Genomic DNA, 12915 nt, shown 5'->3' with positions numbered 1-12915 from the left:
TGTTGGACACGATCAACCAGCCTTTGCTCGATGTGCGTGATCTGTCGGTCGCGTTCCGTCAGGGCGGCAATGAGAGCGTCGCGGTCGATCATGTTTCTTTCTCGATCGATCGCGGGCAATGCGTGGCGCTGGTCGGCGAGTCCGGTTCCGGCAAATCGGTCAGCGCGCTGTCCGTTCTGAAGCTGTTGCCCTATCCCACTGCGTTTCATCCCTCGGGCAGCATACGCTTCAAGGGGCAGGAACTGCTCGGGATGAGCGAGCGGGAGATTCGCGGCATCCGCGGCAACGATATCTCGATCATTTTTCAAGAGCCGATGACGTCGCTCAATCCGCTGCACACCATCGAGGCGCAGATTGCCGAGGTGATCTACCTGCACAGCGGTGTGCGCGGCGCGATGGCGCGCGAACGAACGCTCGAACTGCTGACGCAGGTCGGCATTCCCGAGCCCGAAACCCGTCTGGCGAGTTACCCGCATCAGTTGTCCGGCGGCCAGCGGCAGCGCGTGATGATCGCCATGGCGCTGGCGAACGAGCCTGATCTGCTGATCGCGGACGAACCAACGACTGCGCTCGATGTCACCGTGCAGGCGCAAATCCTGAAATTGCTTGCCGACATTCGCACGCGGCTCGGCATGAGCATGTTGTTCATCACCCACGATCTCGGCATCGTGCGGCGCATCGCCGACGTGGTCTGCGTCATGAACAACGGCAAGATCGTCGAGCAAGGCCCGGTCGAGCAGGTGTTTACCGCCGCGCAACATCCCTACACCAAGGCGTTGCTCGCGGCGGAGCCGAAGCCGGATCCCGCGCCGCCGCGCCCGGGTGCGCCGGTGGTGATGTCATCGGACGATCTGAAGGTCTGGTTTCCGATCAAGCGCGGACTGCTGCGCAAGACCGTCGGACACATCAAGGCGGTGGACGGTGTCAGCGTGTCGGTGCGGCAGGGCGAGACGCTCGGCGTCGTCGGCGAATCCGGGTCGGGAAAAACGACGCTCGGTCTCGCGCTGTTGCGCCTGATTTCGTCGAAGGGGCCGATCGTGTTTCTCGGCAAGGATATTCAGGGGCTGAATTTCAAGGAGATGCGCCCGGTCCGCCGGGACATGCAGATCGTGTTTCAGGACCCGTTCGGTGCGCTCAGCCCGCGCATGTCGGTGGGCGACATCGTCGCCGAGGGCCTTGGCGTACATCAGCCGTCGCTGAACGAGGACGAGCGCGAGGCGCGGGTGATCAAGGCGCTGAAGGAGGTCGGGCTCGATCCAGCGACGCGCTTCCGCTATCCGCATGAATTCTCCGGCGGCCAGCGCCAGCGCATCAGCATCGCTCGCGCCGTGGTGCTGGAGCCGAATTTCGTGGTGCTGGACGAGCCGACCAGTGCGCTCGACATGCTGTTTCAGGCCCAGATGGTCGATCTGCTGCGCGACCTGCAACGCAAACGCGACCTGACCTACATGTTCATTTCTCACGACCTGCGTGTTGTGGCCTCACTGGCGAGCAACCTGATCGTGATGCGGCACGGCAAGGTGGTCGAGGAGGGTGTGGCGGCGGATCTCTTCAAGAATCCCAAGACCGATTACACCCGCGCGCTGTTCGCGGCGGCGTTCAACATCGAAGCAGCGCCGAATATCGTTCCGGAGATGTGAGATCTAGCTCAGCCGCCTGATGCTGGTCACATCGCTGCCCGCGGCTTTGATTCGTGCAATGGCGGCCTGCACAGGCTCGATCGCCGTGGCCATATGATGCGCGTTGGCGTGAACGATGGTGTCGCGGTCGCGCACGATGGCCACATGGCCCTTCCAGAAAATCAGGTCGCCGCGTTTGAGATCATGCCATTGTGCGGACGGAACCGCCGTGCCCAATGCAGCTTCCTGCATGTCGCTGTCGCGCGGCGCTTTGATACCTGCGGCGGCGAGGGACACCTGCACCAGTCCCGAGCAGTCGATGCCGAGGCTGGATTTGCCGCCCCACAGATAAGGCGTGCCCACGAAGCGTTCGGCGACTGTCACGAAATCTGTCTCATACGCGTCGAGCGGGGCGACATGCTGCGCAGGCAGGTAATGCCGCTGGCTGGTGATCGCGAACATTCCTTCGGTCTTGATGATCTGGACGCGCGCCCCGAGCGGCAGACTTTCGGCCGGCGGCAGCTTGATCGACGGGCCGGGGAAGGCAAACGTCTTCAGCGCCGTGACCTTATGCGTCGGCGTTGAGCGCGGCTGCACCAGCGCATTGTTCGGCAGCCATCCGACATAGCCGTCGGACTTCAATTGTCCCCACGCCCATCCCTCGGCGTCGCGATCGTAGATCATGACGCGTTCGCCCTTCAGCGCCTCGGTATCGAGCGCGGCGTCATGCGACGGCTCGCGGCGCAGCGGCGCGATCGGATCGAAGATTTCAAATTCCGTTCCGTCGACGAAGCGCGTGGCTTTCACCTGGCCTTCGAGATGTTTCGCGGCGAGGTCCGGCCGTGCGGGCGTGAGGCGTGAATCAGCCATAGCGCTCGCTCAACAGCTTGTAGATCGCGCGCGCGGCCTGGCACTCGCCGCCTTCGGGGCGGGCGGGCTTCGCCGTCGGCGTCCAGCCGTAGATGTCGACGTGAAGCCAGCTTTTGGCGCTCTCGACAAACCGCTTCAGAAACAGCGCGCAGGTGATCGAACCCGCGAACGCGCCGCCGGGCGCGTTGTTGAGGTTCGCGGTCTTGGAATCCAGCCACTTGTCGTATGGCATCCACAGCGGCATCCGCCACAGCGGATCGTTCTCCGTGCGGGCGTGGCGCGCGACATCGGATGCAAGGGATTCATCGTCGGTGTAGAACGGCGGCAGGTCCGGCCCCAGCGCGACACGGGCTGCGCCCGTCAGGGTGCCGAGATCGATCAACAGGTCGGGACTTTCTTCGTCGGCGAGCGCCAGCGCATCGGCCAGCACCAGCCGTCCCTCGGCATCGGTGTTGCCGATCTCGACGTTGAGACCCTTGCGCGAGCGGAAAATATCGAGCGGCCGGAATGCATTGCCAGCCACCGCGTTCTCGACGGCGGGAATCAGCACCCGCAGGCGAACCTTGAGCTTCGCATCCATGATCATGTGCGCCAGCGCAAGCACGTTGGCCGCGCCGCCCATGTCCTTTTTCATGATCAGCATGCCGCTGGACGGCTTGAGATCGAGACCGCCGGTGTCGAAGCACACGCCCTTGCCGACCAGCGTGATTTTGGGATGCTTCGGATCGCCCCATGTGATGTCGATCAGGCGCGGCGCGCGGGTGGAGGCCATGCCGACCGCATGGATCAGCGGAAAATTCTGCTTGAGCAGGTCGTCGCCGACGATGCAGGAGAACGCCGCGCCGAATTTGTCCGCAAGCGTCTGCGCGGCCTGCGCGAGTTCTTCTGGCCCCATGTCGTTGGCGGGCGTGTTGATCAGGTCGCGCGCCAGCGAAGCCGCGTCGGCCATGCGGGTGATGTCCGCCATGTCGATGTCGGGTGGCGGAACGAGCCGCGCGTCAGGCGCATCGTTCTTTTTGTACCGGCCGAAGCGATAACTCCCCAGCGCGAACGCGAGCGTGGCGAGCCGCGCATCGTGGGGCGGATTGGCGAAACTGTAGGTGCCGGCAGGCAGCAGGCCGGGCAACTGGCCGGGCCGGAACAGGTCGTGCCATTCGCTCGATTGATCCTCGATGCCGAACAGGACGTGGGCAAGCGACCCGTCGTCCGCCGGCAGCGCGAGATATTGGCCGGGCTTCGCGGTGAAAGCGTTGGCCGTCGCGAAACGCCGGGCGGCGGCGGGAAGGGTGGCGCTCAGCGCCTCCCAGGTCGATTTGGTTGCGAAGGTGATGGGAGTGGCGGAGGCGGAACTCTGAAAGGCAGGGTGCATGGGGTTCCCAGACAGGGCGGGTGACAGGCGGTCACTATAGCAGCGCCGCAGGGCTGTGCGGCAGGCTCAAGATCGCGTTTTGACACGTCTTTTGACCGAGTAGGGCCCGCACGCCGGATCAGCGGTTAACCAGCCATTAGGGTTAACGCTTTATTGCTGAACGCATCGGCTTCGCCAAACCTCGACAAGCGAGTCCATGTGTCATGCGTCATTCGTCCTTTTCCCGGCATCTCGGATCTGCCGCCGTCGCGGCTGTTCTCGCCGTCGGTCTTGCCGGCTGCCAGACCGCAGGCTCGCCGGATATCACCGGTTCGCTGAATGCGCGCGCGGACGCTGGCCCGGCCGAGGTTTCGCGCAACGAGATCGACGCCTATGGCGAGCGCTATCGTGCCAACCCGCGCGATGCGGCTGCCGCCCTTCAATATGGTCAGTCGCTGCGCAAGAACGGGCAGCGCCAGCAGGCCGTGGCCGTGCTGGAGCAGGCGACCATCGCCAATCCCGGCAACAAGACCTTGCTGGCAGCCTATGGCCGTGCGCTGGCCGACAACGGAAATTTCCAGCAGGCGTTCGACATCCTGACGCGCTCTCACACGCCTGCAAACCCGGACTGGCGGATCCTATCGGTCCAGGGCACTACGCTCGATCAGATGGGCAAACACGACGAGGCGCGCCGCTACTACACGAGCGCCCTGAAGATCGCCCCTGAAGATCCCTCCGTGCTGTCCAATCTGGGCATGTCGTATGTTCTCTCGAGGGAATTGCCCAAGGCCGAGGCGGTGCTGCGCCGGGCCTATCAGCGCGGCTCGACCGACGCCCGCGTCCGTCAGAATCTGGCGCTGGTGATCGGGCTGCAAGGCCGTTTCAGCGAGGCCGAGGCCATCGTGAAGGCCGACCTGCCGGCTGAGGAAGCTGAAGCCAATGTCGCCTATCTGAAGCAGATGCTCAGCCGCGACGGCCGCGGACCGCAGACAACGGCGGTGGCAGAGCCCCACCGGTCGTAAGCTCCTCGTCATTGCGAGCCGGGTCGGCGCCACAAGCGCGTTTACGCGCGTCTTCGACGCGCTATGGCCCGCCCGATGGCGCCGCGAAACAATCCAGCCGTGAGAATTAGCAAGTGGCGGGTCGCGTTGTCGCGAGCGCGCTGCGTGGAATGGCAATCAGACAGTCACATCGAGGGCAAGGGTGCAGCGTCCATTCGGACGCCGCGCCGCGTTACCTCATGTATTCCGTGACCTTGATGCCGGTCGGGCCGAGAATGACCACGAACAGGACCGGCAGGAAGAACACGATCATCGGCACCGTCAGTTTCGGCGGCAGCGCGGCGGCCTTCTTCTCGGCTTCGTTCATGCGCATGTCGCGGTTTTCCTGAGCCATGACGCGCAGCGTCTGTCCGAGCGGCGTGCCGTACCGTTCCGACTGCATCAGGGCGAGACAGACCGATTTCACGCCTTCGAGGCCGGTGCGTTTGGCGAGGTTTTCATAGGCCGTCTTGCGGTCCTGAAGATAGGACAGTTCCGCCGTCGTCAGCGAGAATTCCTCGGCCAGCGCGATCGACTGGGTGCCGATTTCATTGCTGACCCTGCGAAACGCGGCTTCGATCGACATGCCGGATTCGATGCAGATCAGCAGCAGATCGAGCGCATCCGGGAATGCGCGCTTGATCGACAACTGACGCTTTGTGATCGCATTCTTCAGAAACACCATGGGGGCCTGCATGCCGGCCCAGGTGGCGCCGATGCAGATGCCGATCTTCATCAGCGTGGTCTGCTGCATGTTCGAAATGACGAACACATAGAGCACCGCGCCGATCAGGAACACGATCGGCATGACGAGACGGAAGAAAAGAAACGTGACGTAAGGCGCCTGACCGCGATAGCCCGCCATGACCAGCTTGTCGCGGGCTTCTTCCTGGGCCAGCCATTTTCCCAGATTGAGCTTGCCGACGACGCCTTGCACCACCTGCTTCGGGTTCTGGCGCAGCGAGACCTTCTCGTTGCGGTTCATGCGCTCGCGCTCGCGCTGGCGGAGCCGCTCGCGCTCGCTGGCCACCGCCTTCATGCGCTTGGCAAGTCCTTCGCCCGCGAACATCGGCGTGATCAGCGTATAGGCGGTCGCGCTCGCCGCGATAGCGGCCAGAAGCATGGTCATGAATCTGACGTCGTGGAATTTTTCGATGAGAAGATCGATCATGGTTCCTCGTCAGAAATCGAAGTTGATCATTTTCTTCATCACGAAGATGCCGGTCGCCATCCACAACGCGCAGGCGGCAAGCATCAGCCGCCCGGTCGGATGGGTCCACAACAGCGAGATGTATTCGGGCGTCATGATGTAAACCATGATCATCACGATCGGAGGCAGCGAGCCGATGATGCCGGCGGAAGCCTTGGCTTCCATCGACATCGCCTGAATTTTAGCCGACATTTTTCGCCGGTCGCGAAGCACCTTCGAGAGGTTTCCAAGGGCTTCCGACAGATTGCCGCCCGACTTGGTTTGAATGGCAACCACGATACCGAAGAAATTTGCTTCCGGCAGCGGCATTCTTTCGTAGAGCCGCTGGCATGCGTCACCCAGCGGCATTCCGATGGTCTGCGTCTCGACGATGGCGCTAAATTCGCTGCGCAGCGGTTCCGGCGCATCGGCCACGACGACCTTGATGGAATCGAACAGCGGCAGACCGGCCTTGATGCCGCGCACGATGACATCCACGGCGTCGGGCAGGGCGTCGAGAAACTTCTTCTCGCGACGCTTCTTGAGAAAGCCCAGCACCCATCGCGGCAGCCCGAAACCCATCGCGGCGGCGAAGCCGATCGCGGGCAGAAGCGCCATGCCGCCGATAAAGGCGGCGATCAGAACGGCTCCGCCCAGAACGGCCGAGCCGATCACGAATTGCTGTTTCGTCCAGGTCAGTCCGGCCTGGGAAATGCGAATCGACAGCGAGACCTTCTTCGTTGCCGCAAGGCGCTGCTCGAGCTCCTTCATCGAATCTTCGACCTGCACGCGGCGCGACCGCATCCGGTCATCGACACGCAAGGCGGGTGCCGAGCTCGTGAAGGATGCCCGGCGTTTCTCCGCCTGCTTTTCGCCGGAGAGCAATGGATAGACAAAAACCCAGGCCAGACCGCCGATGGTGAGAGCGGAGAGGAAGGCCAGCGCGAGCGCCTGCATGGTCATGGCGAGGCTCCCTATGTGCCGGGGTTGGCGACTTCGGCCGCGTCGAGCGCCGCGGCGAGTCGCTTTTCTTCGCCATAGTAGCGCGCACGGTCCCAGAACCGCGGACGGCCGATGCCGGTCGAGCGATGCCGCCCGATGATGTTGCCGTTGATGTCTTCACCCATCAGATCGTAGACGAAGAGATCCTGCGTGATGATGGTGTCGCCTTCCATGCCCATCACCTCGGTGATGTGGGTGATGCGGCGCGAACCGTCACGCAGGCGGGCCGCCTGGATGACGATATCGATCGAGGCGCAGATCATTTCGCGAATGGTGCGCGACGGCAGCGAGAAGCCGCCCATCGTGATCATGGATTCGGCGCGGGACAGGGCCTCGCGCGGGTTGTTGGCGTGCAGCGTTCCCATCGATCCGTCGTGGCCGGTGTTCATCGCTTGCAGCAGATCGAATGCTTCGGGGCCGCGGACTTCGCCGACGATGATACGTTCGGGGCGCATACGCAGGCAGTTGCGGACCAGATCGCGCATGGTGATCTGGCCTTCGCCCTCGATATTCGGAGGACGGGTTTCCAGTCGCACCACGTGGGGCTGTTGCAACTGAAGTTCCGCGGCGTCTTCGCAGGTGATGATGCGCTCGTCGTCGTCGATATAGTTGGTCAGGCAGTTCAGCAGCGTCGTCTTGCCGGAGCCCGTGCCGCCCGAGATCAGCACGTTGGCGCGGCAGCGTCCGATGACCTGCAGGATCTGGGCGCCTTCCGGCGTGATCGCTCCGAACTTGACGAGCTGATCGAGCGTCAGCTTGTCCTTCTTGAATTTACGAATGGTGAGCGCCGGCCCGTCGATCGACAGCGGCGGCACGATGGCATTGACGCGCGAGCCGTCGGCGAGGCGCGCGTCGCAGATCGGTGAGGATTCGTCGACGCGCCGGCCGACCTGGCTGACGATGCGCTGACAGATGTTGAGCAGCTGCTGATTGTCGCGAAACCGGATTCCTGTGCGCTGGATCTTGCCGGCGACTTCGATGTAGACGGTGCCGGCGCCGTTGACCATGATGTCGGAGATGTCGTCGCGCGACAGCAGCGGCTCAAGCGGTCCGTAACCCAGAACGTCGTTGCAGATATCGTCGAGCAGTTCTTCCTGCTCGGAAATCGACATCACGATGTTCTTGATCGCGATGATCTCGTTGACGATGTCGCGGATTTCCTCGCGGGCCGACTCGACGTCGAGCTTTGCAAGCTGGGCGAGATCGATCGCCTCGATCAGCGCGCCGAAAATCGTCGCCTTGACCTGATAGTAGGCATCGGAACGCCGGGCTTCGGCCACGGGCGGGGGCGCGACCGGGCGCGCCGGCGACAGCGGGGGCGATGCAACGCTCGCCATGGAAGGTGTGCTCGACCGCGCGGCGGCGGGCGTTACGTCTTGCCCACGGTCCGCATGCACTGGTGCCCGGACATCGGCCTCTGATCCGCTACGCTTACCAAACACGACGATACCCCACGCGAAAGTCTATTTTGCCCGAAGTTTCTCGAGCAAAGGCGAAAGGAACGAACTGCGCGGCTTCTTGGCTTCGCCACGTCCGGTCAGGCGCTGCGCGATCTGCAGAAACATCTCGGAGGTGCGATGGTTGGCCGCGATTTCCGCGATCATCTGTCCGTTGTTGGCGGCCGCGCCGAAAATCTGCGGCTCGAACGGAATGGTCACGATCGGCTGGCTTTCGATCGCCTTGGCGAATTCGCTGGTATTGATTTCGGGCCGTTTCGGCACGCCGGCCTGGTTGATACAGTAAAGCGGCGGCCTGTCGTTGGGCCGCGCGGCCTTCAGCGTATCGAACATGTTCTTGGTGTTGCGCAGGTTGGCGAGATCGGGGCAAGCAACAATGAGGATGTCGTCCGCGCCGACCAGCGCGCGCTTGGTCCATCCCGACCACTGATGCGGCACGTCGAGCACGATGCACGGCATCGTGGTGCGCAGCGTATCGAAAATCGAATCGAAGGCGTCGGTGCCGAAATCATAGACCCGCTCGAGCGTGGCCGGAGCGGCGAGCAGGCTGAGATGGTCGGTGCATTTGGACAGCAGGCGATCCATGAAGGCGGTGTCGATGCGGTCCGGCGAGAAAACAGCATCGGCGATGCCCTGCGGAGGGTCCTGGTTGTAATCGAGGCCCGCAGTTCCGAACGCAAGGTCGAGATCGGCGACAACCGAATCCAGCGCGAGATCGCGCGCGATCGCCCAGGCGACGTTGTGCGCCACCGTGGATGCGCCGACACCGCCCTTGGCGCCGACGACAGCAATGATCCGGCCGACGGCTTTCGCTTCGGCGACCGAGAACAGACCGCAGATCGAGCGCACGACGTCGAGAGGTGCGACGGGCGCGATCATGTAGTCGCTGATGCCGCGACGCACGAGTTCTCGATACAGCACGACGTCGTTGACGCGGCCGACCACGACGACGCGGGTACCGGCGTCGCACACCGTTGCAAGCTGATCGAGGCCGGACAGAATGTCGTTCCGGCCTTCGGTTTCGAGAAGAATGACGTTCGGCGTCGGCGCGGTGCGATAGGCCTCGATAGCCGCCGCCATGCCGCCCATTTGAATCTTGAGATGGGCCTTGTCCAGACGCCGGTCTTCGCCGGCAGCCTGCACGGCCGCGGCGGTTTCGACGGTTTCGCAGAACGCCTGTATGGAGACGCGCGGCGCCGGCGCGATATGTTCGTCCGCGGCGGGAGAGGCCGAACCGTCTTCCTGATCTTGACGCGCGTAACTAATCATTTGCCCACATCGCTGAGTTTGGCCTTGTCGGCTTCCGGATAGACGGTCGTTGTCGTCATGCCCTTGCGATACTTGTCGAACGCAATGTTGCGGCGAGGCGTATAGGCCGGCGTTTCGGACCGCGGCTGGACGAGATCGGACGGATTGTCGACCATCGCCGCCATGTTGCGCTGTGTGGCGCAGCCGAGATTGTAGTACGGCCGGTTTTCCAGATAGCCCTTGTTCTTGACGGACGGGCCGAGGTCTTCCGGCCAGGTGCCGCAAGGACCGGCGTCGGCGGTGATCCGCGGATAGTTCACGCGGATGGTCGCAAACAGCCGGGGATCGGTCGGCCGGTAATTCCGGACGATGACACCGCGCGCCGGGACGCCGGAGGCGGCGAGGATGCCCTGGATTTCGCGCAGCGAGTCGGTCGCGACGCGGGCGTTCGGGGTGTTGACCGGCATATCGATGATGATGCCGCCGGTGCCTTCACGCAGCCATGTTTCCGCAAGGCCCGCGATGTCCGAACGTTGCGCCGAGGTGAGGCCGCCCCGCCCGCTGCCGACGAAGACTTCCGTGGTGCGATTGGCTTCCTGAATCACGATGGGATGGCGCTGGCGGTAGTCGTTCGGAATGCTGCCCGTCACCGTGTCCTGATCCGTATGCGTGCAGGCTCCCAACGCGGCAGACGCCCCGAGAAGGGCGACTGCGACCCGCAGGCTGTGCTTGAGATGGGGTACTCGTATCGTCATCGCTACTGTCCTTGTCCCATCTCAGTCGGTGATAAAGCCGTAGGTGCCGCGATACTTGCGGCCCGGCTCAGCACGTCCGGGAGCGCCGTAGATTCGGTTGATATTGCCCAGCAGGTCCGACTGCGGATCGGCGGCATCGGCAAACCCGTCGTCGGGACGCGACAGATCCTTCTGCGCGACCGCGCGGACGATGTAAGGAGTCACGAGCACCATGAGTTCGGTGTTGCGGTTGACGTAATCGCGGCTGCGGAACAGCGTTCCGAGCACGGGCAACTGTGCCAGTCCGGGCAGGCCGTTGATGGATTGCTTGGTCTGTTCCTGAATCAGGCCGGCCATCGCCATCGAGCCGCCCGATGGAATTTCAAGAGTCGTTTCCGCGCGGCGGGTCTTGACCGATGGAATGGTCAGGGTGCTTCCCGCCTGTTCCAGCGTGATGGCGTTGTCCGGCGACAGTTCGGAGACTTCGGTCATCACCCGAAGACTGATGCGGCCTTCCGACAGAACCATCGGCGTGAAGTTCAGCGCGATGCCGAACTTCTTGAAATCGATCTGTGTGGTACACGCGCGGGTAATCGGGTCGCAGGTGTATCCCTTGGGCAGCGGAAATTCGCCGCCCGCGAGGAAGGTTGCGGATTCGCCGGAAATCGCGGTGAGATTCGGTTCCGCAAGCGTGCGGACGACGCCTGCGCTTTCCATGGCGCGCATGGTGGCCTGCACAGCCGGCACGCCTCCCACCCCGGAGCCAAATCCGGCTTTCGCGGAGTTGCCGGCGACCAGCGGGCGTCCGAAAGCCGTGAATGGATTGTTGTTGTTGAAATTCACGACGGCGGTGCCGTAGTTCATGCTCGCGCTCAGGTCGATGCCGAGCTGCTTGATGATGTCGCGCTGAACCTCGGCGACGGTAACCTTGAGCATGACCTGATCGCGCCCGCGAACCGCGATGCTGTTGACGACCTTGTCGGTGCCTCCGGCCAGCCGCATGGCCATTTCCTGCGCCTGCTGCGCTTCCACCGGATTGGAAACCGAGCCGGACAGCACGACGCCGTCGCCGACGCCCTCGATCCGGATGTCGGAGTTCGGAAATGCCTGCTTCAGCGCGGCGCGGACGCCGTTGAGATCACGCGTGACCGCGATATCGTAAGCGGCGATCTGCTGGCCTGTGCTGTCGAAGAAGATGATGTTGGTCTGACCGACAGCGGCGCCGATGATGTAGGCGCGCTGCGCCGAACGCACAACTGCGTTGGCGATCTTCGGATCGGCGACCAGAACGTCCTTGATGTCGCGCGGCAGGTCGATGACGACGGATTTTCCGATGCCGAGCGGCAGGAAGCGCGCGTTCAATTGGCCGCCCGCGGAGGCTGCCGCAGCCACGGGAGCGCGATAGTCGCTCGCGATGACGGGCGACAACGCGGGGTTCAGCGTCAGCGCCGAGACCGCGGCAAACGACAGGGCACGCACCATAAAGGTCCGCACGGGTGCCTGATGTCCCTCTCGCCTCATTCTATTCGCCCTCTCGATCACTTTCGTGTCGTCGTCATTGTGGTTGGAATGCCGTAGCGAACGACGTTCACGGTGTCGCCCTTGTCGGTGAGGATGATGTCTTGCTGGCCGGCATCGACGAGGCTGCGCAGCGCGAGCGACAACGTTCCGCTCTGCCGCGCGCGCGCCAGCGATTCCGCCTGTTCAGGCTTGAGCTCAAGCGTGGCGGTCTTGCCGACCACGACCTTCTGTCCGTCTTTCTCCCCCACCGTCTGGTCGATCGCGAGAACGCGGACGTTGACCAGAATGGTTTCGGAATTGATGACATCGACATTGCTGCCGCTTCGGTCGGCGACCTTGTCGCGCTTGGTGAGAATGACATCGACCTTGTCGTTGGGCAGGATGAATCCGCCGGCGCCGGTTTCCGGCGAAATCTCGGTCGAGATCGCGCGCATGCCTGTCGGCAGAATGGCGGCCATGAAGCCGGAGCCGTTGCCCTTCACGAGTTTGGTTTCGCGGATCGGTTCGCCGGCCATGAACGGCGAGCGCGCAATGGACCCGACGATCTGGCTCATCGCCTCGGCGCGATCATTGCGGCGGATGAAGCTCGAACTGGCGGTAGTCGTGGGCCAGGACTGCCATTGCAGATCGTCCGGCGTGACCGTCTGGCCCAGCGGAATATCGCCACGGGCGACGAGAACGTCGGTCGTATCCATCTGGGGCGTTTCGGCGACCGGCTTGGGATCGGAACCGCTTGCAAGGTAGGCTGCAGCGCCGCCGGCACAAATGGCAACGGTCAGGACGACAATCCGCGCGGTATTCATACGCTCACTTCCCACATCACGCCGCGACGCACCTGTCGCTGTGGCGGGATTTGACCAGTTAAAGGTCAAAGCATGGTTAATGAG

General features: G+C 63.3%; 11 protein-coding genes. 2 read left to right on the top strand and 9 right to left on the bottom strand.

Annotated elements, in window-relative coordinates; all coding sequences use genetic code 11:
* Positions 1 to 2 precede the first annotated feature (2 nt).
* Positions 3 to 1640, top strand: a complete 1638-nt coding sequence (locus AC1RKJ_RS10920) for an ABC transporter ATP-binding protein (protein WP_492792706.1) — start codon at positions 3 to 5, stop codon at positions 1638 to 1640.
* Between the two features lie 3 nt (positions 1641 to 1643).
* Here the strand turns inward: AC1RKJ_RS10920 and AC1RKJ_RS10915 are convergent, their stop codons facing one another.
* Positions 1644 to 2489, bottom strand: coding sequence for a C40 family peptidase (locus AC1RKJ_RS10915; RefSeq protein WP_492790982.1), 846 nt, complete (start codon positions 2487 to 2489; stop codon positions 1644 to 1646).
* Positions 2482 to 3858, bottom strand: a complete 1377-nt coding sequence (locus AC1RKJ_RS10910) for a leucyl aminopeptidase family protein (protein WP_492790981.1) — start codon at positions 3856 to 3858, stop codon at positions 2482 to 2484. Before AC1RKJ_RS10910 ends, AC1RKJ_RS10915 begins: the two co-directional genes overlap by 8 nt.
* Before the next feature lie 203 nt (positions 3859 to 4061).
* On the opposite strand from AC1RKJ_RS10910, the gene AC1RKJ_RS10905 reads away from it, so the two are divergent.
* Entirely contained in the window at positions 4062 to 4859 is a 798-nt protein-coding gene (locus AC1RKJ_RS10905) for a tetratricopeptide repeat protein (protein ID WP_492790980.1), read from the top strand.
* Between the two features lie 211 nt (positions 4860 to 5070).
* Here AC1RKJ_RS10905 and AC1RKJ_RS10900 read toward each other — a convergent pair whose 3' ends face one another.
* The 7 genes from AC1RKJ_RS10900 to cpaB are packed head-to-tail and all read right to left on the bottom strand — an operon-like array spanning position 5071 to position 12831.
* Positions 5071 to 6048 carry a type II secretion system F family protein gene (locus tag AC1RKJ_RS10900; protein ID WP_492790979.1) on the bottom strand — a complete coding sequence of 326 codons (978 nt, stop codon included), beginning with the start codon at positions 6046 to 6048 and terminating at the stop codon, positions 5071 to 5073.
* Positions 6049 to 6057: 9 nt separating this feature from the next.
* Positions 6058 to 7029: a type II secretion system F family protein gene (locus AC1RKJ_RS10895; RefSeq protein WP_492790978.1), complete on the bottom strand. Its 972-nt coding sequence runs from the start codon at positions 7027 to 7029 to the stop codon at positions 6058 to 6060.
* 11 nt (positions 7030 to 7040) lie between these two features.
* Positions 7041 to 8510 carry a TadA family conjugal transfer-associated ATPase gene (locus tag AC1RKJ_RS10890; protein WP_492790977.1) on the bottom strand — a complete coding sequence of 490 codons (1470 nt, stop codon included), beginning with the start codon at positions 8508 to 8510 and terminating at the stop codon, positions 7041 to 7043.
* A gap of 21 nt (positions 8511 to 8531) precedes the next feature.
* Positions 8532 to 9794 (bottom strand): CpaE/TadZ family protein, encoded by a 1263-nt coding sequence (locus tag AC1RKJ_RS10885; RefSeq protein ID WP_492790976.1) that lies wholly within the window; start codon positions 9792 to 9794, stop codon positions 8532 to 8534.
* The gene (locus AC1RKJ_RS10880; RefSeq protein WP_492790975.1) at positions 9791 to 10528 is read right to left on the bottom strand and encodes a CpaD family pilus assembly protein; all 738 of its coding nucleotides are present in this window, start codon (positions 10526 to 10528) and stop codon (positions 9791 to 9793) included. The genes AC1RKJ_RS10885 and AC1RKJ_RS10880 overlap by 4 nt, the downstream gene beginning before the upstream one ends.
* Before the next feature lie 21 nt (positions 10529 to 10549).
* Positions 10550 to 12028, bottom strand: a complete 1479-nt coding sequence (locus AC1RKJ_RS10875; protein ID WP_492790974.1) for a type II and III secretion system protein family protein — start codon at positions 12026 to 12028, stop codon at positions 10550 to 10552.
* A gap of 17 nt (positions 12029 to 12045) precedes the next feature.
* On the bottom strand, positions 12046 to 12831 hold the full coding sequence (gene cpaB / locus AC1RKJ_RS10870; protein WP_492790973.1) for a Flp pilus assembly protein CpaB: 786 nt from the start codon (positions 12829 to 12831) through the stop codon (positions 12046 to 12048).
* Positions 12832 to 12915: the final 84 nt, after the last annotated feature.

This window comes from Afipia sp. GW822-FHT04G07, from assembly GCF_058800765.1.
The sequence above is the reverse complement of the archived record's forward strand: the minus strand, read 5'-3'. Positions and strand labels throughout refer to the sequence as shown.